This window comes from Dactylosporangium sp. NPDC000244 (assembly GCF_040300725.1).
In the GTDB taxonomy this organism is placed as follows: Bacteria; Actinomycetota; Actinomycetes; order Mycobacteriales; family Micromonosporaceae; genus Dactylosporangium.
Genome location: NZ_JBEPEH010000006.1, coordinates 74,687 through 98,520 on the forward strand (window position 1 = coordinate 74,687; position 23,834 = coordinate 98,520).

General features: G+C 74.7%; 24 protein-coding genes. 13 read left to right on the forward strand and 11 right to left on the reverse strand.

The window, feature by feature from the left end:
- Positions 1–20 precede the first annotated feature (20 nt).
- Positions 21–959 (forward strand): cyclase family protein, encoded by a 939-nt coding sequence (locus ABT369_RS10180; protein WP_350611399.1) that lies wholly within the window; start codon positions 21–23, stop codon positions 957–959.
- Positions 960–1,174: 215 nt separating this feature from the next.
- On the opposite strand, the gene ABT369_RS10185 is transcribed toward ABT369_RS10180, so the two are convergent.
- From ABT369_RS10185 to ABT369_RS10230, 10 genes are read right to left on the reverse strand one after another with little or no spacing between them, the layout of a single operon-like run.
- Complete coding sequence (locus ABT369_RS10185) at positions 1,175–2,044, reverse strand: universal stress protein (RefSeq protein ID WP_350611400.1); 870 nt, start codon at positions 2,042–2,044, stop codon at positions 1,175–1,177.
- A 14-nt stretch (positions 2,045–2,058) separates the two neighbouring features.
- The gene (locus ABT369_RS10190; protein WP_350611401.1) at positions 2,059–4,710 is read right to left on the reverse strand and encodes a bifunctional acetate--CoA ligase family protein/GNAT family N-acetyltransferase; all 2,652 of its coding nucleotides are present in this window, start codon (positions 4,708–4,710) and stop codon (positions 2,059–2,061) included.
- Positions 4,707–5,141, reverse strand: coding sequence for a hypothetical protein (locus tag ABT369_RS10195; protein ID WP_350611402.1), 435 nt, complete (start codon positions 5,139–5,141; stop codon positions 4,707–4,709). Before ABT369_RS10195 ends, ABT369_RS10190 begins: the two co-directional genes overlap by 4 nt.
- On the reverse strand, positions 5,138–6,523 hold the full coding sequence (locus tag ABT369_RS10200; RefSeq protein ID WP_350611403.1) for a V-type ATP synthase subunit B: 1,386 nt from the start codon (positions 6,521–6,523) through the stop codon (positions 5,138–5,140). The genes ABT369_RS10195 and ABT369_RS10200 overlap by 4 nt, the downstream gene beginning before the upstream one ends.
- Entirely contained in the window at positions 6,520–8,259 is a 1,740-nt protein-coding gene (locus ABT369_RS10205; RefSeq protein ID WP_350611404.1) for a V-type ATP synthase subunit A, read from the reverse strand. The genes ABT369_RS10200 and ABT369_RS10205 overlap by 4 nt, the downstream gene beginning before the upstream one ends.
- Positions 8,256–8,738 (reverse strand): hypothetical protein, encoded by a 483-nt coding sequence (locus tag ABT369_RS10210; protein WP_350611405.1) that lies wholly within the window; start codon positions 8,736–8,738, stop codon positions 8,256–8,258. Before ABT369_RS10210 ends, ABT369_RS10205 begins: the two co-directional genes overlap by 4 nt.
- On the reverse strand, positions 8,735–8,977 hold the full coding sequence (locus ABT369_RS10215) for a hypothetical protein (protein ID WP_350611406.1): 243 nt from the start codon (positions 8,975–8,977) through the stop codon (positions 8,735–8,737). The genes ABT369_RS10210 and ABT369_RS10215 overlap by 4 nt, the downstream gene beginning before the upstream one ends.
- 2 nt (positions 8,978–8,979) lie before the next feature.
- On the reverse strand, positions 8,980–9,408 hold the full coding sequence (locus ABT369_RS10220; protein ID WP_350611407.1) for an ATP synthase subunit C: 429 nt from the start codon (positions 9,406–9,408) through the stop codon (positions 8,980–8,982).
- Positions 9,405–10,721, reverse strand: a complete 1,317-nt coding sequence (locus ABT369_RS10225; protein WP_350611408.1) for a V-type ATPase 116kDa subunit family protein — start codon at positions 10,719–10,721, stop codon at positions 9,405–9,407. Before ABT369_RS10225 ends, ABT369_RS10220 begins: the two co-directional genes overlap by 4 nt.
- Positions 10,718–11,170 carry a hypothetical protein gene (locus ABT369_RS10230; protein WP_350611409.1) on the reverse strand — a complete coding sequence of 151 codons (453 nt, stop codon included), beginning with the start codon at positions 11,168–11,170 and terminating at the stop codon, positions 10,718–10,720. Before ABT369_RS10230 ends, ABT369_RS10225 begins: the two co-directional genes overlap by 4 nt.
- Positions 11,171–11,305: 135 nt before the next feature.
- Between ABT369_RS10230 and ABT369_RS10235 the strand changes: the two genes are divergently transcribed.
- The 11 genes from ABT369_RS10235 to ABT369_RS10285 all read left to right on the forward strand — a co-directional run bounded on the left by ABT369_RS10235 (position 11,306) and on the right by ABT369_RS10285 (position 21,955).
- Positions 11,306–12,172, forward strand: a complete 867-nt coding sequence (locus tag ABT369_RS10235; protein WP_350611410.1) for a hypothetical protein — start codon at positions 11,306–11,308, stop codon at positions 12,170–12,172.
- A 60-nt stretch (positions 12,173–12,232) separates the two neighbouring features.
- Positions 12,233–14,554 carry a carbamoyltransferase HypF gene (gene hypF, locus ABT369_RS10240; protein ID WP_350611411.1) on the forward strand — a complete coding sequence of 774 codons (2,322 nt, stop codon included), beginning with the start codon at positions 12,233–12,235 and terminating at the stop codon, positions 14,552–14,554.
- A gap of 5 nt (positions 14,555–14,559) precedes the next feature.
- The gene (locus ABT369_RS10245) at positions 14,560–14,826 is read left to right on the forward strand and encodes a HypC/HybG/HupF family hydrogenase formation chaperone (protein ID WP_350611412.1); all 267 of its coding nucleotides are present in this window, start codon (positions 14,560–14,562) and stop codon (positions 14,824–14,826) included.
- Positions 14,823–15,935, forward strand: a complete 1,113-nt coding sequence (gene hypD, locus ABT369_RS10250) for a hydrogenase formation protein HypD (protein WP_350611413.1) — start codon at positions 14,823–14,825, stop codon at positions 15,933–15,935. Before ABT369_RS10245 ends, hypD begins: the two co-directional genes overlap by 4 nt.
- Entirely contained in the window at positions 15,932–16,993 is a 1,062-nt protein-coding gene (hypE, locus tag ABT369_RS10255) for a hydrogenase expression/formation protein HypE (protein WP_350611414.1), read from the forward strand. Before hypD ends, hypE begins: the two co-directional genes overlap by 4 nt.
- A gap of 66 nt (positions 16,994–17,059) precedes the next feature.
- Complete coding sequence (locus tag ABT369_RS10260) at positions 17,060–18,157, forward strand: 4Fe-4S dicluster domain-containing protein (protein WP_350611415.1); 1,098 nt, start codon at positions 17,060–17,062, stop codon at positions 18,155–18,157.
- Positions 18,154–18,615 (forward strand): cyclic nucleotide-binding domain-containing protein, encoded by a 462-nt coding sequence (locus ABT369_RS10265; protein ID WP_350611416.1) that lies wholly within the window; start codon positions 18,154–18,156, stop codon positions 18,613–18,615. Before ABT369_RS10260 ends, ABT369_RS10265 begins: the two co-directional genes overlap by 4 nt.
- A complete protein-coding gene (locus ABT369_RS10270) occupies positions 18,612–19,424 on the forward strand; it encodes an FAD/NAD(P)-binding protein (RefSeq protein ID WP_350611417.1) in 813 nt (270 codons plus the stop codon). Before ABT369_RS10265 ends, ABT369_RS10270 begins: the two co-directional genes overlap by 4 nt.
- Positions 19,424–20,215 (forward strand): NADH-quinone oxidoreductase subunit B family protein, encoded by a 792-nt coding sequence (locus tag ABT369_RS10275; protein WP_350611418.1) that lies wholly within the window; start codon positions 19,424–19,426, stop codon positions 20,213–20,215. The genes ABT369_RS10270 and ABT369_RS10275 overlap by 1 nt, the downstream gene beginning before the upstream one ends.
- A complete protein-coding gene (locus ABT369_RS10280; protein WP_350611419.1) occupies positions 20,202–21,503 on the forward strand; it encodes a Ni/Fe hydrogenase subunit alpha in 1,302 nt (433 codons plus the stop codon). Before ABT369_RS10275 ends, ABT369_RS10280 begins: the two co-directional genes overlap by 14 nt.
- Complete coding sequence (locus tag ABT369_RS10285; protein WP_350611420.1) at positions 21,500–21,955, forward strand: hydrogenase maturation protease; 456 nt, start codon at positions 21,500–21,502, stop codon at positions 21,953–21,955. The genes ABT369_RS10280 and ABT369_RS10285 overlap by 4 nt, the downstream gene beginning before the upstream one ends.
- A 49-nt stretch (positions 21,956–22,004) precedes the next feature.
- On the opposite strand, the gene ABT369_RS10290 is transcribed toward ABT369_RS10285, so the two are convergent.
- Positions 22,005–22,850 (reverse strand): universal stress protein, encoded by an 846-nt coding sequence (locus tag ABT369_RS10290; RefSeq protein WP_350611421.1) that lies wholly within the window; start codon positions 22,848–22,850, stop codon positions 22,005–22,007.
- A 195-nt stretch (positions 22,851–23,045) separates the two neighbouring features.
- On the opposite strand from ABT369_RS10290, the gene ABT369_RS10295 reads away from it, so the two are divergent.
- Entirely contained in the window at positions 23,046–23,756 is a 711-nt protein-coding gene (locus ABT369_RS10295; RefSeq protein ID WP_350611422.1) for a hypothetical protein, read from the forward strand.
- The last annotated feature ends 78 nt before the right edge of the window (positions 23,757–23,834 follow it).

The following is a 23,834-nucleotide window of genomic DNA, read 5'->3' on the forward strand; positions in this document are numbered from 1 at the left end:
GGATGACGGCGGGGCGACCGATGCCCACACAGGACGACGTGCTCGCATACTTCGACACGCTGTCGAACTGGGGACGGTGGGGCGACGACGACGAGCTCGGGACGCTGAACCACATCACCGACGAGGTCCGGCTGGCGGCGGCGCGGGCCGTGCGCCACGGCAGGAGCGTGTCGTGCGCATGGGAGGTCGCCGTCCCGGAAGAGATGGAGCGGTCGACGACGACGTGCCCGTGCGCCGCCGACATGCCGGGCGCCGAGCACATGCCGGTGCCCGCATTCCGCAACGACCGGCGCTGGGGCTTCTCCTCCGAGCGGCTCGGCATCACGTTCCACGGCAACACCCTCACCCACGTCGACTCGCCGTGCCACATCTTCTGGGACGGCATGATGTACAACGGGCGGTCACACGCGTTGGTCGATGCCGCAACGGGTTCGGCGTGGGCGGCCGTCACGGCGGCGGCGAACGGGATCGTCACGCGCGGTGTCCTGCTGGACATCGCGAGGGTCCGCGATGTGCCGTGGCTGGAGCCGGCGCAGGGCGTGTTTCCCGAGGATCTCGAGGAGGCCGAGCGTCGCCAGGGTGTGCGGGTGCGACCCGGCGATGCGGTGCTCCTGCGGACCGGCTACGGCCGCGCCCGGCACGAGGCCGGTGCGGGCGGCGGTTTCACGCAGGCCGGCTGGCACGCGTCCTGCCTGCCGTGGCTGCATGAGCGGCAGGTCGCGCTGATCGGCGCCGACACACCGCAGGACGTTCAGCCGTCGGGGTACGAAGACGTGTTGATGCCGGTTCATGCCGTGAGTCTCGTCGCGATGGGTCTGTGGCTGCTCGACAACTGCGACCTGGAGGCGTGCGCGACGACGGCGGCCGAGCTCGGCCAGTGGGACTTCCAGCTCGCTGTCGCGCCGGTCCGCTTCGCCGGCACGTCGGGCAGCCCGGTCAACCCGATCGCCACGTTCTAACCCGATGACTCACCCTGCACCGGCTCGCCTTCGGAGTAGATTCGTGGTTGGGCCTACGAGACGTGCGGGAGAGCCCAACTGGATGACAGTTGAGCTGAGAGGCTGAACACGACCGAGAGGTCGACCGGCGATCCCCACCACCTGATCCGGGCAATGCCGGCGAAGGGAAACCGCCTCGTAGGTCTTTTATTGTGCCCGGGCCCCGGATGCGCGGGCTATCGGACGACGGCGACCGGACAGTCGGCGTGACGGATGACGGCCTGGCTGACGGAGCCGAGCAGCAGCCCGGTGAAGCCGCCGCGCCCGCGGGACCCGACGACCAGCAGCTCGGCGCCGGCGGACCGCTCGGTGAGCACGGCCGCCGGGCGGCCGTGGACCACGGCGGTGCGCAGATCGACGTCGGGGTACTGCTCGGCCCAGCCGGAGAGCGACTCCACCAGCGTGCGGCGCTCGTCGTCGCGCAGAGTGTCCTGATCGCGGATCAGCGGCAGGATGTCGTCCGGCCTGGTGGGCTCCGGCCGCAGGTAGGCCAGGACGGCGGTGAGCCCGGCACCGCGGAACGACGCCTGCTCGAACGCGAACTGCAGTGCGCGCTCGGCGTCGTGGGATCCGTCGATGCCGACGAGGACGCGGCCGGCCTCGGGGCCGCCCGGCCGAGCGGAGTGGCGCACGATGACGACCGGGCAGGCGGCATGGGCGGCGAGTTCGACGCCCACGGAACCGGCGAGCAGGCCGGTGAAGCCGCCGAGGCCGCGGTTGCCCACGACGACGGCGATGGCGTGCCGGGAGGCGGTCACGAGCGCGGCGGCCGCCTGCAGGGCGGGCGTGTCGGTGCTGATGTCGAGGTTCGGCGCGACGTCGCGGGCCCGGAAGACCGCCGAACCCAGGATCTGCTCGGTGGACTCCCGCACGGCCTGCTCGTACGGTCGCGGCGGCGCCTGCGCGAACACCGGGGGCCACACGAACGCGTGCACCACGCGAAGCGGGCGGTGCCGGAGCATCGCGTCGGCGGCGGCCCACGCCACGGCGCTGAGACTGCTCGGTGAGCCGTCGACGCCGACGACCACCGCGTTGTCGGTACCCATGACAAGTGCCTCCCTCAGGACCCCGGAACCGCGTCGGTCGTCTGCCGCAGCAGATCCCGCAGGTACGGGTCGGGCTCGGCGCCGACCGGCGCCAGGCGCAGTTTCACGTCGACCGCCGTGCAGCCGCGCGAACCGACGAGGACCGGGTTCAGGTCCAGCTCCGCGACCTCGGGGAAGTCCTCGGCGAGGCGTCCGAGGCGCAGCAGCAGATCCTCGAGCGCGGCGGTGTCCGCGGGTGCCGCACCGCGGTAGCCGGTCAGCACCGGCGCGGCGCGCAGTCCGCGCCACATCGCCGCGGCGTCGCGGTCGGTGACGGGCAGCAGCCGCAGCGCCCGGTCGCCGAGCAGGTCGGTGTACACACCGCCGAGGCCGAGCATGAGCAGCGAACCGAACAGCGGATCGTGGACGATGCCGGTCACCATCTCCACGCCCGGATCGGCCATCGGCTGGACGGTCACGGCGGGCCGCGCGGTGCCGACGGCGGTGCCGATCGCCCGATATGCCTGGCGGACGTCCGCCTCATCGGCGAGCTCGAGCCGGACGGCGCCGATGTCACTCTTGTGCACCAGCTCCGGCTCGGCGGCCTTCAGCGCCACCGGATAGGCGATGGCCTCGGCGTCGCGGACCGCGGCGTCGGCATCCGCGGCGATGCGGGTCTCCACCACCGGCACGCGGTAGCAGGCCAGCAGCGACCTGGCCACGTCGGCGGGCTGCCAGCCGCCGCCGGTGGCCAGAGCCCGCAGCACGATGCCACGGGCCGCGGCGCAGTCGATGTCGTGCAGCGCGGGGCGATTGCCGGCCGGCTCGTGCCGCCAGGCCGCATACCGCGCCGCGCGGCCCATCGCCAGCACCGCCGGCTCCGGCAGGCCGAACACCGGTACCTTGCGGGCCCCCAGCGTTGCGGGCACGTCGGGCGCGCCGGCCACGACGACGGCGACCGGGAGCCGCGGGCAGTCGTCGGCCGCGGCGGCGACGGCCGCGATCGTGGCGGGAGTGTCGTTGGTCCGGGTCGAGACGAACGTGACGACCAGCAGGTCCACGTCGCCGGACCGGGCGACCAGCCCGATCGACTCGGCCATCGTCTCGGCGGCGGCCTGGGCGCCGAGGTCGACGGGGTTCACGGCGTCCGGGCCGCGGCCGGGCAGGGCCAGCGCGGGCACGACGAGGCCCGCGGTCTGGGCGGCGTCGGCCGCCAGCACGTTCAGCCCGCCGGCGTTGCCCACCACGGCGAGGCGGTTGCCGGTCGGCAGCGGCTGGTCGGCCAGCACCCGCGCGGTGTCCAGCAGTTCGCCGAGGGTGTCGGTGCGAATGACGCCGGCCTGCGCGAACAGCGCCGTCACCGCCGTCTCCGGCGCCGCCGCGGCGGCGGTGTGCGAGGCACCCGCCCGCCTGCCGCCTTCCGAACGGCCGCTCTTGACGGCCAGCACCGGCTTGCGGCCGGCGATGGCCCGGGCGATCCGGGCGAACCGGCGCGGGTTGCCGAAGGACTCGACGTACAGTGCGACGGCGCGGGTCGCCGGATCGTCGTACCAGTAGGTGAGCAGGTCGTTGCTGCTGACGTCGGTCTTGTTGCCCAGCGACACGAAGCTGGAGATGCCGATGCCGCAGTCGGCGGCCGCGTCGAGGATGGCCACGCCGATCGCGCCGGACTGTGACGCCACCGCCAGGCCGCCCGCGACGGGCGGTGCCGGGGCGAACGTGGCGGTCAGCCGCACGGCGGGGTCGGTGTTCACCACGCCCAGGCAGTTGGGGCCGAGGATCCGCATGCCCTGCCGGCGCGCCTGGCGCACGAGCGCCGACTGGGCCGCCGGTTCGATGCCGGCGGTCAGGATGGCCGCGGCGCGCACGCCTGCCGCGCAGCACTGCCGCACCACCTCGGGGACCGCCGCCGCGGGCACGGCGACGACGGCCAGGTCGACGGCGCCGCCGATCGCCGCGACGCTCGGATACGCGGCGATCCCGCACACCTGCTCGGCGTGCGGGTTGACCGCGTGGAGGGCCCCGGTGTAGCCGCCGGCCCGCAGCGCCGCGAGCACCGCGCGGCCGATCCCGCCGGGTCGCCGTCCGGCGCCGATGACGGCCACCGAGGCGGGGGCCAGCAGGGGCCGCAGCGAGTGGTGCGCCGCGGTGCGGTCCCGGACCCCGACGGCGGCCAGTGCGGCCTCGTCCAGCAGCGTCGGCACCCGGATCTGGACCTTTCCGGCGTCGGCGCCGAGCCGGCGAGCGACGCCCGGCGCGAGGTCGCCGCCCACCCGCAGCATGGCGGCGTTGTGTGCCAGCACGTCGCCGAGCAGTTCGGTGATGCCCGCCCGTCGCGCGTCGGCGGCAAGTTGCTCCAGCAGCAGCGTGCCGAGGCCCTCGCCGTGGTGGTTGTCGTCGACCACGAGCGCGAAGTCGGCCCGTGCCGCGTCGACCCGCTCGTAGGAGCCGGCGGCGAGCACGTCGTCGCCCTCCTCGACGAGCAGGTGTACGCAGTCCGGCCCCGACGGCCCCGTGAGCCTGCGGACCTCGGCGTCCAGTGCCGCGCCCGCGCTGAAGAACCGCAGGTACCGGCTGTTCGGGGAGAGCCGCTGGTGCAGGGCGAGCAGAGCCGGCGCGTCCCGCGGCCGGATCGTGCGGATCCGGACGATCCGGCCGTCCATGGTCAGGCAGTCCACGGTGCTCATGGCGGGCTCGCAGCCGACGTCATCGCGCCACGGCCAGGTCGAGCTACCCGGTAGGTCATGGTTGCCTCCAGCCCGTGATGCCGCTGTCCGCGGTGTTCGGAGGAATGCGCCCTGCCCGTACCTGCCATTCTCGCCCGTGGCCGGCGCGAACGGCAGGTCGGACACCGCCGGTCATCCTCGTCGGCCGCCGCTTCGATTGCCTCCAGGCCGTCGAGCAGCATCGCGCGTTCGAGCCGGCCGTGGGCCGTCGCGTCGGCCGCCGCCCAGTCCCTGGCCGTCTCGGCCCGGCGCCGCCGGAGGCGGTCGTGTTCGGCGGCGAGCAGGGTGAGCTTGCGCCGCAGGACGCTGCTGCCGTGCCGGGTGACCTCGAGGCGGTGGCGCAGCCACAGCAGGCCCGAACGGCCCACCGGAACATGGCGCAGGGCAATCATCCGGTCACCTCGGTGGCGTGGGCCGCGCGGAGCGTCTCGGGCAGCATGACGAGCTCGCGCTCCGGCAGGGCCCGTAGCGCCTGCCAGGCCCGGTCGAGCGTGTCGTCCAGCGTTCTCGCCTCGTCCGGCCGCTGGTCGATCAGTCGTCGTTCGACGACGTCGGCGAAACCGAGATAGTGGCGGTCCACGTCGCCGAGGGCGGCCGCGCCGATCAGGTCGGCCAGCTCGCGGGTCTGACGGGCGTGCGACAAGGCGGCGAGCACCTGTGCCGCGAGCGGGAGATGGTCGGCCCGGGTGCGGCCCGGCCCGGCCCCGTGGCGCATGAGCCGGGACAGCGACGACAGCGGGTCGACCGGCGGATACACGCCCCGGCCGTGCAGCTCGGCCGACAGCACGATCTGCCCCTCGGTGATGTATCCGGTGAGGTCCGGTACCGGATGGGTGATGTCCCCGGCGGGCATGGTCAGCACCGGCAGGATCGTCACCGAGCCGGGCCGGTGCCGGATGCGGCCGCACCGCTCGTAGAGCGACGCGAGGTCGGTGTAGAGGTACCCCGGGTAGGCGCGCCGGGCGGGCGGCTCGCCGCGGGCGGACGACACCTCCCGCAGCGCCTCGGCGTAGCCGGTCATGTCGGTCATCACGACCAGGACGTCCCGGCCCCCGGTGAACGCGAGATCCTCGGCCACGGTCAGTGCCAGCCGCGGGGTGAGGATGCGCTCGATCACCGGATCGTCGGCGGTGTTCAGCAGGAGTACCAGTTCACCAGCGGTGGCTCGTTCGTCCAGGGCGTCCCGGACGTAGGCGGCGTCGGCGTGGGTGAGGCCCATGCCGGCGAAGACGACACTGAACGGTGCGCCGCCGGCGTGGGACTGCGCGGCGATCTGGACGGCGAGCTCGAGGTGCGGCAGGCCCGCGACGCTGAACACCGGGAGCTTCTGGCCGCGCACCAGGGTGGTCAGCGCGTCGACGGCGGAGACGCCGGTGATGACCGGTTCGGCCGGAGGTTCGCGCCAGGTCGGGTTGAGCGGTGCCCCGGCGGCCGCCGCACTGCGCTCGCCGGTCACGGGCGGCCCGCCGTCGATCGGTGCGCCGCGGCCGTTGCAGGTGCGCCCCAGCCACTGGTTGCCGACCGGGATGCGCATCGGCGCGCCGGCGAACGCGACGGTGCTGCCGTGGCGGCCCATGCCCGCGGTGCCCTCGAGCACCTGGACGACCGCCGTGTCCCGGTCGACCTCGAGCACGACGCCGTGCCGGTCGGTGCCGCCGGGCAGGCGGACGGTGACGACGTCGTCGTAGGCGGCTCCCGAGACACCGCCGACGACGACCAGGGGCCCGTGCAGCTCCCGGATGTCGCAGTACTCGACCGGCGGCCACGCGCTCATGCCGTCCTCCCCGCAGCCGCCGCGTCGAGCTGGGCCAGGACGGCGTCGCGCGGCCCGGCGACGCCACCGGCGTCGCCGGGGCCGAGTGTCTCCCGAGCCCGGACCAGGGGACCGAAGTCGACCGCCTCGATGGAGGCCGGCGCGGCGCCGGCGTCGACGAGCGCGTGGCAGCGGTCGCACACGGTGAGGACGGCCTCGAGCAGCGCCGCCGACTTCGCCGTGGTGCAGTAGGCGTCGTGCACGACGAGGGCGTTCTGCTGCAGAACGGCGTCGCGCAGGAGGCGCCCGGCGAGCAGCGTCATCCGTTCGTGCGCCGGCAGCCCGCTCGTGCCGACGAGGTCGGCGAGCGCGGCGATCCGGTCGGCGTCGGCAAGCACGTCCAGGGCCCGTGCCCGCCGGGCGGCCCAGCCCGGATCCGCGCGACGCGCGTAGTCGGCACCGATCAGCCCGGTGTCGCGGGAGAACGACGCCGACCAGGACACCGCTGGGTAGTGGCGGGCGTAGGCGAGGTCCCGGTCGAGCGTCCACCGGCAGCGTACGAACCGCTCGGTGTTCGCGGTGACCGGCTCGGTGAGGTCGCCGCCGGGTGGGGACACCGCGCCGACGATCGTGACGGAGCCGTGACCGCCACCGAGCGTCCGCACGGCGCCGGCCCGTTCGTAGAAGGCGGCGAGCGCCGAGGCGAGGTCGGCGGGGTAGCCCTCCTCGGCCGGTGGTGTTCCGCTGCGGGACGCGAACTCGCGCAGCGCCTCCGCCCAGCGCGAGGTGGAGTCGGCGATGACCACGACGTCGTAGCCCATGTCGCGGTAGAACTCGGCGACGGTGACGCCGGTGTAGATGCTGGCCTCGCGGGCCATCATCGGCATGTTCGACGTGTTGGCGATCACGACGGTCCGGTCCAGCAGGCGGCCACCGGTGCGGGGGTCGTCCAGTGTGGACAGTTCGGCGACCACGTCGGCCATCTCGTTGCCGCGCTCGCCGCATCCGACGTAGACGATGACGTGGGCGTCGCACCACTTGGCGATCTGCTGCAGCAGCAGGGTCTTGCCGGTACCGAAGCCGCCCGGAACCGCTGCCGTGCCGCCTTTGGCGATCGGGAAGAACGCGTCGACCACGCGCTGCCCGGTGAGCAGCGGCGCGTCCGCGGCGCGGCGGGCCAGGTACGGTCGCGGGGTGCGGACGGGCCACGACGCGGTCATCGTCACCGGCACCGTCCCGACCGTGGCGAGGACGTCGCCGGGTCCGTACTCGCCGGGTGCGGCAACCCGTTCGACGCGGCCGGACACGTGCGGCGGGACGAGGACCCGGAACTCGATCGGGCCACCGGCGGCGACGGTACCGAGGATCCCGCCCGGTCCGGCCGCGTCGCCCTTCGCCACCTGTGGTGCGAAGCGCCGGGCCGGTCCGTCCGCCGGTGCGGCGGTCAGCGATCCCGCGTCGAGCCAGACCGGGGCACCGGCGAGGGGGCGCAGCAGGCCGTCGAACAGGCCGCCGAGCAGCCACGGCCCCAGCGGCGCCGCCAGTGGATGGCCGAGCGGGACGGCGGCGTCACCCGGACGGAGGCCGCCGGTGTACTCGTACGCCTGCACGGTGACGCGCGACCCGCGCACGGCGACCACCTCACCGGGTGAGCGGTACGGGCCGAGCTCGAGGACGTCGTGCATGGCGGCGTCCGCGCCGTCCACCTGCACCAGCGGCCCGCTGACGCGCGTGATCCGGGCGACCTGCGCGGTCAACGCCACAGCTCCGCGGCGGTTCCGGCCGATTCGACGGCCTGCCGGGTGAGCGACGCGATGGAGCAGTCCGCGCGCCGGTGGCCGAGATGGGCCGTGAAGCCACCGCCGGGCGCCGGTTCGACCCGGGCGTCCGGGCCGAGGACGGCGGCGGCCCGGGCGGCGAGCGCGGGTCCGAGCCGTCCACCGTCGAGCTCCGCTCGCAGCTGCCCGGCCACGCGGCGGCACAATTCGTCGTAAACGTCCCGCTGCGCGGACAGCACGAGTGCGTGGGCGGCGCGGCGGGTGTGTGCCTCCTCGGCCTGGGCGAGGCGTGCGGCGTCGGCGTGGCCCTTGCTGCGCGCCTCCCGCAGGATCCGTTCGCCCTCGGCGCGGGCGTCGCCCAGCAGCCGGGTGCGGGACTGTGCGGCCTCGGCACGGACGGCGGCGGCGTCCGCGTGCGCGCGGCGCAGGAGCGCGGCACGGACCGGTTCCAGGTTCACGCGGTGCCGTCCGGATCCGGCAGTACCGCCAGCAGGCGCCCACCCGGTCCGCCGGAAGCCGCCACGGCCCGAGCCGCGGACGGGGTGACGATGACGATGCTGATCCGGGGGTCGAGCTCCCGCCACGCGGCCTGCACCGTCGGCTCGTCCTCCGCGGTGATGACCGCGACCCCGGCCAGGCCGTAGCCGCGGACCAGGCGGGCCTCGCCGATCGCCGCGAGGCGGCCCGTCGCGTCCATGCTCACGCCCTGCCGATCAGGATGATCGCGACGATGAGTCCGTAGATCGCGATGCCCTCGGCCAGGCCGACGACGACCATGGCGCGGCCGAACAGCTCGGGGCGCTCGCTCAGCGCCGCCAGCGCCGCGGCGCCGGTGTATGCCACGGCGATCGCCGCGCCGATCGACGAGCCGGCCACCGCGATGGCCGCGCCGAGCAGCGCGGCCCAGCTGGCACTGCCCGTCCCGGCCGGGGCGAGCGCCGTGGTGCCCGCACCGGCCGGGCTCGCGGTGAGCAGCAGGACCGCCGCGGAGGTGGCGGCCGCGAAGAGCGCGGCGTTCACCACGAGCAGCGCGCGGGTCAGCAGCCGGGGCCGCCGGGTGGCTGTTCGCCGCACCGCCCAGGCGACCACCGCGACAGCCGGCACCGCGCCGAGCCAGAGTGCGTTCACCGCTGAACCTCCTTGGTAGCCGGAACACAGCGCCACGGCCGGAAGGGGCGGCCGGTCCCCTCGAACACCCGGGAGAACAGCTCGTAGTACTCCAGGCGCAGCGCCTGGACTCCGGCGACGACGGCTTCGAGGCCGAACGCGAGCGCGTTGCCGAGCGCGAAGACGACCACCGCGGCGACGGTCCACGTCCCGCCCCGCTGCCACAGCGCCGTGGTGCCGGCCCACACGAGCGCGCCGAGCGCCGCGTGGGTCAGCCCGAACGCGGCCAGCCGGGCGAACGACACCAGGTTCGCGCAGATCCGGATGACGAGGTCGAAGAGCTGGACGACGGTCTGGGCCACGGCGGCACCGCCGCCACCCGCGGCGGTGTACAGGCCGGCGGCGGCGACCATCAGTCCGGCGGCCGCGACGGCCACCGCGACGGCCACGAGCGGGATGCTGGCGGCGAAGACTCCGGCGGCGAGCAGGCCCAGGCCGGCGAAGACGGCGGCGCCCGCGATGCCGGACGGCGCGTACAAGGCCAGTGCGGCGGAGCCTTCCCGCCAGCGGTTCACGATGCCCACCACGTAGGCGACGGCCAGCAGCGCCCCGCCGAGCCCGACCGCGGCGACCAGCAGCCGCACCGGCTCGGCCAACGGCCGCAGCCACAGCGCCGGCAGCAGCCCGGTGGGCCCGAAGAACTCGCCGTAGAGCACCCCGAAGACGGTGCTGGCCAGCCCGGCGCCGGCGACGAACGGCCACGCGTCGCGAAGCCGGGGGTAGCGCCGGGGTGGGTGCCGGGCCAGGACGGCGGCCGCCAGCACCAGGACGAGGCCGTGGCCGGCGTCGCCGAACATCATGCCGAACATCACCATGTAGGCGACTCCGGCCGGCAGCGTCGGGTCGACGTCGGCGTAGGGCACCGCGCCGTACGTCTCGACGATGGGCGCGAAGGACCTGCTCACCCGTCCGGACGGGGCGAGCAGCGTCGGCGGCTCGGCTCCGGGCGGCGGGGGCAGGGTGGCGAGGGCTCCACCGAGCGGCGCCAGGCGGTGGGACAATGCCCGCCGGGCCGGCTCGGGACACCAGCCCAGGTACGCGGCCGCGCCGTGGCGATGCAGCGCCGCGGCCCGCATCCGGTCGAAGTCCATCGCCGCGGCATCACCGGCGTCGGGACCGGCGCCGGGATCGACCGGCTCCAGCTCGACCACGCCGGCCGACCCGACCTCGGCCAGGATCGCGTCGAGCGCGTCCTCGGGCGCCACCAGCGCGACACGCGTCATCCGCACCGGCCGCAGCCGCTGCCGCCACGACGCCGGCTCGGGCGCTGTCATGGTGTGCCCGGGTCCCGGCCGGTGCCGTACACCTCGTCCAGTGCGGCCGAGACGATCGGCGGCACGGCGGCGTCGAGGCGCGCTCGGCCGTGGGCACGCAGCGCCTCGGCCGTGCGTTGCGCGTCGGCGATGACCGTCTCCGCGGCCCGGGCGGTGTCGGCGCGCGCGGCGGCGAACGCCTCGGCGCGCGCATGCTGCGCCCGGGAGCGCGCGGCCGCGACGATCCGTTGCGCCGCGAGGCCGGCCCGGCGCCGTCGCCGTGTGGCCTCCGCGTCCGCCGCCGCCCGGATCGCGGCGGCCTCCGCGTCGGCGGTGGCGAGCACGGCGAAGACCTGGCGCAGTTCCTCCTCGGCCCGGGCGGCCCGATCGGCGGGCACCGCGACCCGCCCGGCGGCGCCCGGGGGACCGGACGGCCGGAACCGTTGCAGCAGCTGCCGCAGCGTCGTCACGGCCGGTACCTACCCTCGCCGGACGGTCGGCACCGGCTCGCCGCGGCGCATTCTGGGGGTATGCGATCCGGTGCCGCACATGTTGCCGGCGCCGTGCGGGCGCGGGCCCTCGCCCGGCGTTGTGTGGGTCCTGCCGTGGCGCGGGCGCTGGCCGGGAGTCCGGGGCTCGACGAGGCGATCGGCCTGCTGACGCCGGGTCCGTACGGCCGCGAGGTGCGCCCGGGCCAGGACGCGCCGGCGGTGCAGGAGGCGGTGGCCCGCACGGTGCTGTGGCATGCGCGGATCCTCGCGGGATGGCTGCCGCGGGACGGCGCCGAGCAGTTGCGCGCGATGGCCGGCTGGTTCGAGATCCGCAACGTCGAACGGATGCTGCGGCACGGACGCGGGCATGACGGCCCCGCGCCGTTCCGGCTGGGGTCGTTGGCGGTCGTCCGGCCGCCGCTGTCCGCCACGTTCACAGTGGAGCAGGTGCGGGCGGCGCTGGCGTCCTCCGCGTGGGGTGACCCCGGGGCCGCGACGGCCCGCGCGATCGGGCAGGGCATGCGGGCCGCCTGGGCGGTGCGCGCCGCGGCGGTTCCCGGGGCCGAGCCCTGGGCCGCGGGCGGCCTCGCGCTGATGGTGGCGCGGGAGCACTGGCTCACCCGCCGCCCGCTCACCGAGGCGGCCCGCGCCCGCGCCGCCGGTCTGCTCGGCCGGCGCGCCCTGGATGCCGCGTCGTTCGCCGGCTTCGTCGCGGCCCTTCCGGCGACGGCCGCGTGGGCACTCGACGGCATCGCGGAGCCGGACGCGCTCTGGCGGGCGGAGGCGGGCTGGTGGGCACGGGTGGGCCGGGACGCCCGCGCGCTGCTGCGCTCATCGGGGTTCGACGGGCGTCCAGCCATCGGCGCGGCCGCCGCGCTCGCGGTCGACGGCTGGCGGGTCAGGGCGGCCGTGGCCGCCGCGGCGGACGGGGCCGGCGCCGGGCCGTACGACGCGATGGTCGACGCCGGCCTGCGACCGTGACGGGTGAGAAGTCCCGAACTTTTGTGTGCGGGTGCGTGTGCGCGGACGAGACTTGAACTCGTGCAGACGGTCGCAACGCGGGTGGCGTACCGTATCGAGGTTCACGGGACGGTCCAGGGCGTCGGGTTCCGGCCGTTCCTCTTCCGGCTGGCCCGCGGGCTGGGCCTGGACGGCTGGGTCCGCAACGACGGCGGCGTCGTGGTGGTCGAGGCCGCCGGCCCGGCCGAGGCGTTGCACGCGCTCGTCGCCCGGCTGCGGACCGAGGCCCCGGTCCAGGCCCGCGTCGCCGACGTGCGGGTGCGCGAGCTGCACGGTCGCCCGCCAGCGCCCGGCACCGGCTTCCGGGTCACCCGGTCGAACCGCCCGCACACGCCCGGCGCCGGGCCGGGCCGGATTCCGCCCGACCTCGGCACCTGTGACCGGTGCCTGGCCGAGCTGTTCGATCCCGGCGACCGGCGGTACCGCTATCCGTTCGTCAACTGCACCGACTGCGGCCCACGGGCGACGATCGTCGACGCCCTGCCGTACGACCGGGCCCGCACGAGCATGCGGGACTTCCAGATGTGCGCGGGCTGCGCGGGGGAGTACGCCGATCCGGCCGACCGGCGCTTCCACGCCGAACCGATCGCCTGCCCGGCGTGCGGCCCGCGGCTGGCATGGCACGGCACGGGCGACGCCGTCGCCCGAGGCGATGACGCGCTCGCCGCGGCGGAGCACCGCATCGGCCGAGGCGGTGTCGTCGCGCTCAAGGGGCTCGGCGGCTACCAGCTCGTCTGCGACGCGACCGACGGGGCCGCCGTCGCCCGGCTGCGCGAGCGCAAGCATCGCCCGGCCAAACCGTTTGCCGTCATGGTCGACAGCGTGGCGGCGGCGCGGCGGCTGGCCCGGGTCGGCGAGGTGGAGGCCGTGCTGCTCTGCTCGCCCGCGCGCCCGGTGGTGCTGTTGACCCGGCGAACGGACGGCCCCGTGGCGCGCGCGGTGGCGCCCGGCGTGCCGAGGCTCGGGCTGTTCCTGCCCACCACGCCGCTGCACCACCTGCTGCTCGCCGATCTGGCCCGCCCGCTGGTGGTCACCAGCGGCAACGTCTCGGACGAGCCGATCGTGGCCGACGACGCCGAGGCCCGGCGGCGCCTCGCCGGGATCGCCGACGGGTTGCTGAGCCACGACCGGGCGATCCGGTCCCGATACGACGACTCGGTGGCCCGCGTCGTGGCGGGGCGGGTGTCGCTGCTGCGGCGCGCCCGCGGCTACGCGCCCGAGCCGATCGCCCTGCCGGTGCCCGCGCCGCGGCCGCTGCTGGCCGTCGGCGCGCAGCTCAAGCACACGTTCACGCTGGCCGACGGCGGGAACGCGTTCGTCGGCCCGCACACCGGCGACCTGGAGCAGCAGGCCACGATGGAGGCGTTCACGGCGAACCTCGCGCGGCTGTCCCGGGTCGCGGGCGTCGCGCCGGACGTCGTCGTGCACGACCCGCACCCGGGGTACCTGTCGACGCAGTACGCCGCGGCGCTGCCGGTCGGGCGCCGGATCGCGGTGCAGCACCATCATGCCCACGTCGCGTCGTGCGCGGCGGAGCACGGTGTGACCGGCCGGTTCGTCGGCGTGGCGTACGACGGTCTGGGCCTCGGCGACGACGGCACGCTGTGGGGCGGCGAGGTGTTCGTCGCCGACCTCGTCTCGTACCGGCGGGTGGCCCGCTTCGCCCGGGCGCCGTTGCCCGGCGGTGGGGCCGCGGTGCGGCGCCCGGCCCGCATGGCGCTGGGCTACCTGTTCGGCGGCGAGCTGCCCGACGAACGTGTGCCGCGCGCCGCGGACCCGTTCCTGCGCCGGTTGCCGGAGCGTGAGGTCGCCACCGTGCGCCGGATGGTCGCGCGGGGCGTCAACTGCCCGCTCGCGTCGAGCGCGGGGCGGCTCTTCGACGCGGTCGCCGCGCTGCTCGGTGTTCGTGACGACGCGACCTACGAGGGCGAGGCCGCGGTCGCGCTGGAGGCGCTCGCGGCCGGCTTTCCCGCCGCGCCCGAACTGCCGTGGCGCCTGACGAGACGGGACGGCCTGCTGGTGTACGACCCCGCGCCGACGCTGCTGGCGCTGCTGGAGGCGGTGCGGGACGGCGTCGGCGCGGGGCCGCTCGCCGCCGGCTTCCACGCCACGATCGCCGCCGTGACCGTCGCCCTGTGCACCGACGTCGCGGCGCGGTACGGGCTGCGGACCGTCTGCCTGTCCGGCGGGGTCATGCAGAACCAGCTCCTGGTGGAGGCCGTCGTCGGGGGACTGTCCGGTGCGGGGCTGGAGCCGCTGGTCAACGAGTTGGTGCCCAGCAACGACGGCGGAATCAGCTACGGCCAGGCGGCGGTCGCCGCCGCCCGGATGCGCGGGGGGTGAGCCGGATGTGTCTGGGCATTCCGGGCCGGATCGTGTCGGCCGACGACGCGAGCGGCCTGCTGATGGGCACGGTCGACTTCGGCGGTGTCGCGCGTGAGGTCTGCCTCGCCTACGTCCCGGAGGCGCGGGCCGGCGACTACGTGATCGTGCACGTCGGGTTCGCCATCAGCCTCGTGGACGAGGCCGAGGCGCGGCGGACGCTGGAGGTTCTGGGGGCGATGGGCGACGTCCTGGAGCGGGAGCTCGCCGGTGGAGCGGGGGCTGCGCCATGAGGTACGTCGACGAGTACCGCGACCCGGCCCTCGCCCGGCGCCTGTTCGCCGAGATCGGCGCGGCGGTCACGCGGCCGTGGACGCTGATGGAGGTCTGCGGCGGCCAGACCCACACCATCGTGCGGCAGGGCATCGACGAGCTCCTGCCGGCCGGGCTGCGGATGATTCACGGGCCGGGGTGCCCGGTCTGCGTGACGCCGCTGGAGCTCATCGACAAGGCGGTGGAGATCGCCGGGCGCGACGAGGTCGTCTTCACCTCGTACGGCGACATGCTGCGCGTGCCGGGCAGCGAGACCGACCTGCTGTCGCGGCGCGCCCGCGGTGGCGACGTCCGCGTGGTCTACTCGCCGCTCGACGCGGTCCGGATCGCCGCCGATCGCCCCGACCGCGAGGTGGTGTTCTTCGCCGTCGGCTTCGAGACCACCGCCCCGGCCAACGCCATGGCCGTGCTGCGGGCCCACCAGCTCGGGCTGCCCAACTTCAGCATGCTGGTCAGCCACGTGCTGGTGCCGCCCGCGATGACGGCGATCCTCGACGCGCGGGACTGCGAGGTGCGGGCGTTCCTGGCCGCCGGGCACGTCTGTGCGGTGATGGGGTGGACACAGTACGAGCCGATCGCGGCCCGCTACCGGGTGCCGATCGTGGTCACGGGGTTCGAGCCGCTCGACCTCCTCGAAGGCATCCTCATGGCCGTCCGGCAGCTCGAGGACGGTCGTGCGGCGGTGGAGAACCAGTACGCCCGCGCCGTGCGCCGCTCGGGCAACACCGAGGCGCAGGACGCGATCCGCCGTGTGTTCCGCATCGGCGACCGCGCCTGGCGCGGCATCGGCACCATCCCCGGCAGCGGCCTCATGCTCGCGGACGAGTTCGCCGGATACGACGCCGAGCTGCGCTTCGCCGTGGCCGGCCGGACCACCCGGGAGCACCCCGCCTGCATCGCCGGCGAGATCCTGCGGGGCACGCGCGTGCCGACCGACTGCGCCGCCTACGGGAGCCTCTGCACCCCGCGCACGCCGCTCGGCGCGCCGATGGTGTCCGCCGAAGGGACGTGCGCCGCCTACTACAACGCGGGGCGTGCGCGCCCGGCGGCCGGCGCGGGACTGCGATGACGGCCGCCGACCCGTCGCGCGGCACGTGCCCGATGCCGCTCGCCGAGACCGAGAAAGTGCTGCTCGGGCACGGCAGCGGCGGCCAGCTGTCCGCGGAGCTGCTGCGCGACGTCATCGTGCCGGCCCTCGGCGCCGCCGCCGCCGCGACCGTGCCGGAGGACGCCGCCGTGGTGGCGGTCGACGGCCTGGACCTCGTCGTCAGCACCGACGCGTTCGTGGTCAGCCCGCTGTTCTTCCCCGGCGGCGACATCGGCGTGCTGGCGGTGCACGGCACCGTCAACGACGTGGCGATGATGGGGGCGACGCCGCTGGCGCTCGCGGTGGCGTACGTCGTCGAGGAGGGCTTCCCGGTCGCCGATCTGCGGCGGGTCACCGCCTCCGTCGGCGCCGCGGCGGCGGCCGCCCGCGTGCCGGTCGTCACCGGCGACACGAAGGTCGTCGGGCGCGGTGCGGCCGACGGCCTGTTCGTGACCACGACCGGGCTCGGCCGCCGGCTGCCCGGCGCCGCAGTGTCGGCGGCGTTCGCCCGTCCCGGGGACGTCGTGCTGCTGTCCGGGCCGATCGGCGCGCACGGCACGACCATCCTGAGCACGCGCGAGGCGCTCGGGTTCGAGGCCGAGATCGCCTCCGACACCCGCCCGCTGCACCGGCTCGTCGCGGCGATGGTGGGCGTCGCCGGGCCGGCGGTCCACGTCATGCGTGACCCGACCCGGGGCGGGGTGGCCTCGGCGCTGACCGAGATCGCCGCCGCGGCGGGTGTGGGGATCGAGATCGATGAGGCGGCGGTCGCGGTACCGGCACCGGTGGCGTCGGCGTGTGAGCTGCTCGGCCTGGATCCGTTGCACGTGGCCAACGAGGGCTGCCTGGTGGCGGTGGTGGCGCCCGAGTTCGCCGAGCCCTTGCTGGCCACGATGCGGGCGAGGCCGGAGGGGCGGGATGCGGTCCGGCTCGGGTCGGTGGTGGGGGAGCACCCAGGGCGGGTGGTCATGCGCACCCTCATGGGCGGCCGCCGGGTCGTCGACATGCTCGTCGGCGAGCAACTGCCCCGGATCTGCTGACATCGGGGGTGGAACGGCCGTGACGGGGTAGTGGTTCCGACACGCTCAGTTGTGGAGGCGCGCGCGATGGCCCCGGTGGTGTTGTCCCGGCTCAACGACCTCTTCACCGCCCTGCGACAGGACGGCCGCACGATCATCGGCCCGACGGTGCGCGGGCACGCGATCGTGCTCACCGAGATCGGCGGCGCGGCGGATCTGCCGTACGGCCGGCGGACCGAGGTCGAGGCGGGCATCTACCGGCTGCGGCCCGGCGACGAGCGGCTCGCGTTCACGCACACGTCCGGCCCGCAGTCGTGGAAGCAGGTGCTCCATCCGCCCCGGCAGCAGCTGTGCTCGGCCGACAGATCCGCCGACGGCTTCACGGTCACCGACGAGCCCGAGCCGTCGCGGCGGCTGGCGCTGTTCGGCGTCCGCCCCTGTGACCTGCGCGCGATCGCCGTGCTCGGCCACGTCCTGGGCGACGGCGAACGGTACGCCGCGCGCCGCGCCGAGATGCTCATCGTCGCGGTCAACTGCACCGAGCCGGGCGGAGCCTGCTTCTGCGTGTCGGCGGGCGGCGGACCCGGCGCCGACACCGGCTACGACATCGTGCTGACCGAACGCCCCGACGGGACGTACCTGGCGGACAGCGGGACGGCCGGCGGCGAAGCGGTGCTCGCCCGGGTTCCGGCGACGCCGGCATCCGCCGACGACATCGGGTCCGCGCAGCGGGCGGTGGAGTCCGCCGCGACGCGGATGGGCCGGACCCTGCCCGAGGCCGACCTGCGCACGCTGCTGGCCGGTCACCGCGCGGACCCGCAGTGGGACGACGTGGCGTCGCGGTGTCTGACCTGCGGCAACTGCACGATGGTCTGCCCGACCTGCTTCTGCACCTCGGTCACCGACACCACGGACCTGACCGGTGAGCACGCCGAGCGCTGGGAGTCCTGGGAGTCCTGCTTCGACCTGGAGTTCACCTCGCTGCACGGCGGGCCGGTGCGCGAGTCGAACGCCGGGCGCTACCGCCATTGGCTCACCCACAAGTTCGGCACCTGGCACGACCAGTTCGGCGAGTCGGGATGCGTGGGCTGCGGCCGCTGCATCGCCTGGTGCCCGGTCGGTATCGACGTCACCGCCGAACTGCACGCCCTCAACGCGCACCCACCCGACGGGGACCTGCCATGATGACCACGTACGACATCCTCGTCGCGCATCCGTTCCTCGCCGGGCTGCCGCCGGGCCACGTCGAGCGCCTGTCGCGCTGGGCGCGCCCCGCGCCGTTCCGCGCCGGCACCCGGATCTTCGAGGAGAACGGCCGCGCGAAGCGGTTCTGGCTCATCCGCGAAGGCTGCGTCCACCTCGACATCCGGGTGCCCGGCCGCGGCGACGCCGTCATCGAGACGATCGGCCCCGGCACGGTCCTCGGCTGGTCCTGGATGTTTCCGCCGTACCGCTGGCACTTCGGCGCCGTCGCCGTCGACCAGGTGCTCAGCATCGCGGTCGACGGCGCCGGCGTCCGCGCGCTGTGCGACGCCGACCCCGATCTCGGCTACGAGCTGACGAAGCGGTTCATGGCCGTCGTCGTGGAGCGCATGCAGGCGACCAGAATCCGGCTGCTCGACCTGTACAAGGCACCGGCATGAGCACGATGACCGCCGCCCGGTACCGGGTGAGCGATCGCCGGCGCGAGACCGGCGACACGGTCACCCTCGCGATCGAGCCGGTCGACGAGCCGCTGCCGGTCTTCCGGCCCGGCCAGTTCGCCATGCTGTACGCCTTCGGGGTGGGCGAGGTGCCGATCTCCGTCTCCGGCTACGGCGAGGACGGCCCGCTACACACGATCCGGGCGGTCGGGGCCACCAGTGGCGCCCTGTGCCGGGCCGAGCCGGGCGCGATGCTCGGCGTGCGCGGACCGTTCGGCCGTGGCTGGGAGCTGCCCGGCCCCGCCGGTGCCGACCTCGTCGTCGTCGCCGGCGGGCTCGGGCTGGCCCCGCTGCGCCCGGTCGTCCGGCACGCCATGGCCGATCGGGACCGCTACCGGCGGGTGGCCGTGCTGATCGGCGCGCGGACCCCGGACGACCTGCTGTACCCCGGCGAGTACCAGGACTGGCGCGCCGCCGGGCTCGACGTGTACACGACGGTGGACCGCGCCACCGCCGAGTGGGGCGGACACGTCGGCGTGGTGACCGAGTTGTACGGCCGTCTCGAGCACCGGCCGGCCGACACGGTCGCCTGCGTGTGCGGCCCCGAGATCATGATGCGGTTCGCCGCCCGGGGCCTGGTCGGTCTGGGCGTGCCGGCCGGCCAGGTGTGGCTGTCGCTGGAGCGCAACATGCACTGCGGTCTCGGCCACTGCGGGCACTGTCAGCTCGGGCCGCTGCTGCTGTGCCGGGACGGCCCGGTGGTCGGCTACGACGAGGCCGGCCCGCTGCTGACGGTCAAGGAGCTGTGATGACGGTGACGACACGGCCGACGCTCGCGGTGTGGAAGTTCGCCTCCTGCGACGGCTGCCAGCTCACCCTGCTCGACTGCGAGGACGAGCTGCTGCCGCTGAGCGAGCACGTCGACATCGCCCACTTCCTGGAGGCCTCCAGCGCGGTCGTGGAGGGCCCGTACGACGTCTCCCTCGTCGAGGGATCCGTCACCACGCAGGACGACATCGAGCGGATTCACCACATCCGGGAGCAGTCGGGGATGCTGATCACCATCGGCGCGTGCGCCAATGCCGGTGGCGTCCAGGCATTGCGCAACTTCGCCGACGTCCGGGAGTTCACCTCCGTCGTCTACGCCAAGCCGGAGTACGTGGCGACCCTGGCCGAGTCGACGCCGATCTCGGCCCACGTTCCGGTGGATCTGGAGCTGCCGGGGTGCCCGATCGACCGGCGCCAGCTCATCGGCGTGCTGACCGCCGTGCTGGCCGGGCGCCGCCCGGGCCTGCCCGTGCACAGCGTCTGCCAGGAGTGCAAGCTGCGCGGGACGGCCTGCGTGACGGTGGCGCAGGGCATCCCGTGTCTGGGCCCGGTCACCCGTGCCGGGTGCGGCGCGCTCTGCCCCGCGTACGGCCGCGGCTGCTACGGCTGCTTCGGCCCGATGGCGAAGCCCAACACCGCCGCCATGGTCGCGTCGCTGCGCAGCCTCGGCATGTCCCCGGCCGACGTGGCCCGCGTATTCCGGACCTTCCACACCGCCAAGCCCGAGTTCCGGGCGGCCGCCGAGCAGGGGAGCCGCGATGAGTCACCGTAACGACCGTTCGCTGCGCGTCGGTGCGCTCGCCCGGGTCGAGGGCGAAGGGGCGATGCACGTGCGGGTCGACGGGGCGACGGTGACGGACGTGCAGCTGCGCATCTACGAACCGCCACGGTTCTTCGAGGCGTTCCTGCGCGGCCGCGGCCACCTCGAGCCACCCGACATCACCGCCCGCATCTGCGGTATCTGCCCGGTGGCGTACCAGATGAGCGCCTGTCTGGCGATCGAGGACGCGTGCGGCGTGCGGGTCGGCGGGCCGATCGCCGAGCTGCGCCGGCTGCTGTACTGCGGCGAGTGGGTCGCCAGCCACGCGCTGCACGTGTACCTGCTGCACGCGCCCGACTTCCTCGGGTACCCCGGCGTCGTGGAGATGGCACGGGAGCACCGCGGCGCCGTCGAGCGCGGGCTGGCCCTCAAGAAGGCCGGCAACGCCATCCTCGAACGCATCGGCGGCCGCGCGATCCACCCGATCAACGTCCGCGTCGGCGGCTTCTACCAAGCCCCGTCGCCGAGTGAACTGCGGGCGCTCGCCCGTGACACGCTGCGCCCGGCCCTCGAACACGCCCTCGCGACCGTCGAGTGGGTCGCCGGCTTCCCGTTCCCGGACTTCACCGTCGGCCACGAGCTGCTCGCGCTGACCGACCCGGACCGGTACCCGATCGACCGCGGGGAGCCGCGGACGTCGGCCGGCCGGTCGTTCCCGGTGCGCGACTTCGAGGACCACATCGTCGAAACGCAGGCGGCGCACTCGACCGCTCTGCACGCGGCGCTGGCCGGCGCGGGGAAGTACCTCACCGGCCCCCTCGCCCGGTACACGCTCAACCACGCCGCGCTGTCGCCGACGGCCCGGCAGGCCGCGGACGCGGCGGGCCTCGGGGAGCGCTGCGACAACCCGTTCCGCAGCATCGTGGTCCGCGCGGTCGAGATGGTCTACGCCCTCGATGAGGCGCTGCGCATCATCGAGGCGTACGAGCCTCCGGCACCGCCTCACCTGGAGGTGCTGCCACGTGCCGGGATCGGATACGGCGCCACCGAGGCGCCGCGCGGGGCCCTGTTTCACCGCTACGAGCTCGACGGCGGCGGCACGATCCGCAGCGCCCGGATCGTGCCGCCCACGGCGCAGAACCAGCCGAGCATCGAGGACGACCTGCGCCGGTACGTGCAGGACCGGCTGAACCTCGACGACGAACGACTCACCGCCCAGTGCGAGCAGGCGATCCGCAACTACGACCCGTGCATCTCCTGCGCCACCCACTTCCTCGACCTCACCCTGGAACGCCGATGAACCCGCCGGTCGTCGTGATCGGTGTCGGCAACCCGTTCCGCCGTGACGACGGCGCCGGCCCGGCGGTCGTCGAGCGGCTCCGGCACGCCGGCCTGCCCGGGGTCGCCCTGGCCGAGAGCGACGGCGAGCCCGGCACCCTCATCACGCTGTGGGAACGGCGCCGGCTCGCCGTCGTCGTCGACACGGTCCACACGCACCACGCCCCGGCCGGGCATGTCCACCGCCGGCGTGTGGCCGGCCGCCCGTGCGGGGCCGGGGGCAGCACCAGCTCCCACGCCGTGGATCTCGGCGATGCCGTCGCCCTGGCCCGGGAGCTCGATCGGCTTCCCGACCGCATGCTGCTGCTCGGCATCGAGGCGGCGGACACCGGATACGGCACCGGCCTGACCCCGGCCGTGGCGACCGCCGTCGACCGCGTGGTCGAGCTCGTCGTCGCCGCGGTCCGCCAGTGAGCCCGGCGAAGGCGCGTCCGGCGCCGGCACACACGTGTGAAGGCGTGCGTCAGTGGCGGGCGACGAGGACCGGGGCCGAGGCGTGGTCCAGCACCTGCTGGGTCACCGAGCCCATGCTGAGGTCGTCGAAGCCGCCCGTTCCGCGAGGACCGAGCACGATCATGAGCGCGTCGCGGCCCTCCGCGAGCAGCACCGGAGCCGGCGCGCCGCGGACGGTGCGCAGGTCGACCGGCACGGTCGGGTACTTCGCCCGCCACGGTTCCAGCCCGGCGGCCAGCATGTCGTAGGCCCCGGCGGCGCATTGGGTGAGGTCCGTGGCCCGGCCCCAATGGTGGGCGGGCTCCTGCCAGGCGCGCACCGCGACCAGTGGCACACCGCGCGACATCGCCTCCGCGAACGCCAGCTCCACCGCGAACTCGGCGTGCGCGGAGCTGTCGGCGCCGACGACGATCGGCTGATGCTGCGGCAGCGGTACGTCCGGGCCGGCCCACCGCTCCGCATGGTGCACGACGAGCACGGGACAGTGCGCGTGCGCGGCCACCTGCAGGCCGACGGAGCCGATCCGCAGCGAGCCGAAGCCTCCCATTCCCCGGCTGCCCACCACGAGGAGCGAGGCGGACTGCGACTGGTCGAGGAGCACACGGGCCGGGCTGCCGCGCCACGTGGACGTGGTGACGTGCAGGCCGGGGTGCCAGGTGCGGGCCTCGACCGCGGCGTGCAGGGCGACCTCGTGCTCGTCGGCCGCCCGTTCGAGGGCGCCCGCGACGGCGATCGCGTGGGTGACCCGCAGCGGCTGCCCGTGGCGCACCGCCTCGTCCACGGCCCAGCGGACCGCGCCGAAGCTGGCCGGCGAGCCGTCGACACCCACGGTCACCGGTCGGCGATTGGCGGTCATGACAACCTCCCGATGTCGGCGGATCCACCGCGGGGAAACTGCCTTCCACCTTCACCATGCCCCGGCACGTGCCGCGGCGGGAGGGGGCATCCGGGTTGTTTCTGGACCGCCCCGGGTCCGCCGGCCGTGGCGGTTGCGGCGAGGTCGATGCGAGAAGGACACCGTCGCGTTTCCTTGGGGCTCGACAATTCAGTGATGCCAATGTCGCACCGTGGTTCGCCGCGCACCGTCGCGCTCCTGATGGTGCCGTTGCTGTTGCTGGCCATCCTGGCAATCTGCTGCGGCAATGCCGGCTTGCAGTTTCGCGACAGGTCTCCGGGGCCGTCCGAGCCCGCCAGGCTGGCCTCGTCATCGGCCGTGATCGAAGCCGACCGGACGTCGACCGCGGCGCTCGACGCGCGAATGTCCGAAATCTTGGCCGTCATCGGCCGGGCCGACGCCACGGCGGTGACCGACGTGTGCGGCATCCGCTCGTCCGGCTCGATGTTCGGCGGGTCCTGGGTCGAGTGCCAGCGCGTGGTGACCGCGTACCTCGGCACCGCCGACATACCGGACAAAGCCGGCTGGGACCAGGGCCTTCAGAAAGCCGGTTGGTTCGCAAGCGGCGGGCTGTCCCAGCCGCCGCTGTACTACACCAAGAACGCCACCATCCAGATCGACTGGATGCGGCAGCCGGCGACGCCCGGCCCAATTCAGGGCCCCGAAGCGCTCACTGTGCGGTATTCGAACCCCGCCTATCGCGAGCAGAAGTCCGTCGATGTCTCGACGTTTTTCCCGCGGTACCAGTACGTGGTCATGGTCACCGTCAACGACGACTACTACCCCGTCCGCGCCATTCCCTCCTCACCGCCGCCCCAGAACGACCACGCTTGCTACACCGGCAGCGGCCGCTGTATCGGCGGCTGAGCGCACAAGCGGCGGCACCCGGTGCAAAGCCGACAACGGTCGGATAGCCGACCTTCCCGGCATCCACCGCCCGACCGT

What these genes read in the sequence shown, in the direction of transcription:
- ABT369_RS10200 (WP_350611403.1), bottom strand. Translation starts at nt 6,523, where the DNA reads ATGAGCGCGTGGCCGCCGGTCGAGTACTGCGACATCCGGGAGCTGCAC.
- hypD (WP_350611413.1), top strand. Translation starts at nt 14,823, where the DNA reads ATGAGGTACGTCGACGAGTACCGCGACCCGGCCCTCGCCCGGCGCCTG.
- hypE (WP_350611414.1), top strand. Translation starts at nt 15,932, where the DNA reads ATGACGGCCGCCGACCCGTCGCGCGGCACGTGCCCGATGCCGCTCGCC.
- ABT369_RS10260 (WP_350611415.1), top strand. Translation starts at nt 17,060, where the DNA reads ATGGCCCCGGTGGTGTTGTCCCGGCTCAACGACCTCTTCACCGCCCTG.
- ABT369_RS10265 (WP_350611416.1), top strand. Translation starts at nt 18,154, where the DNA reads ATGATGACCACGTACGACATCCTCGTCGCGCATCCGTTCCTCGCCGGG.
- ABT369_RS10180 (WP_350611399.1), top strand. Translation starts at nt 21, where the DNA reads ATGCCCACACAGGACGACGTGCTCGCATACTTCGACACGCTGTCGAAC.
- ABT369_RS10275 (WP_350611418.1), top strand. Translation starts at nt 19,424, where the DNA reads ATGACGGTGACGACACGGCCGACGCTCGCGGTGTGGAAGTTCGCCTCC.
- ABT369_RS10285 (WP_350611420.1), top strand. Translation starts at nt 21,500, where the DNA reads ATGAACCCGCCGGTCGTCGTGATCGGTGTCGGCAACCCGTTCCGCCGT.
- ABT369_RS10185 (WP_350611400.1), bottom strand. Translation starts at nt 2,044, where the DNA reads ATGGGTACCGACAACGCGGTGGTCGTCGGCGTCGACGGCTCACCGAGC.
- ABT369_RS10245 (WP_350611412.1), top strand. Translation starts at nt 14,560, where the DNA reads ATGTGTCTGGGCATTCCGGGCCGGATCGTGTCGGCCGACGACGCGAGC.
- ABT369_RS10190 (WP_350611401.1), bottom strand. Translation starts at nt 4,710, where the DNA reads ATGAGCACCGTGGACTGCCTGACCATGGACGGCCGGATCGTCCGGATC.
- ABT369_RS10215 (WP_350611406.1), bottom strand. Translation starts at nt 8,977, where the DNA reads ATGGACGCGACGGGCCGCCTCGCGGCGATCGGCGAGGCCCGCCTGGTC.
- ABT369_RS10225 (WP_350611408.1), bottom strand. Translation starts at nt 10,721, where the DNA reads ATGACAGCGCCCGAGCCGGCGTCGTGGCGGCAGCGGCTGCGGCCGGTG.
- ABT369_RS10280 (WP_350611419.1), top strand. Translation starts at nt 20,202, where the DNA reads ATGAGTCACCGTAACGACCGTTCGCTGCGCGTCGGTGCGCTCGCCCGG.
- ABT369_RS10270 (WP_350611417.1), top strand. Translation starts at nt 18,612, where the DNA reads ATGAGCACGATGACCGCCGCCCGGTACCGGGTGAGCGATCGCCGGCGC.
- ABT369_RS10195 (WP_350611402.1), bottom strand. Translation starts at nt 5,141, where the DNA reads ATGATTGCCCTGCGCCATGTTCCGGTGGGCCGTTCGGGCCTGCTGTGG.
- ABT369_RS10295 (WP_350611422.1), top strand. Translation starts at nt 23,046, where the DNA reads ATGCCAATGTCGCACCGTGGTTCGCCGCGCACCGTCGCGCTCCTGATG.
- ABT369_RS10290 (WP_350611421.1), bottom strand. Translation starts at nt 22,850, where the DNA reads ATGACCGCCAATCGCCGACCGGTGACCGTGGGTGTCGACGGCTCGCCG.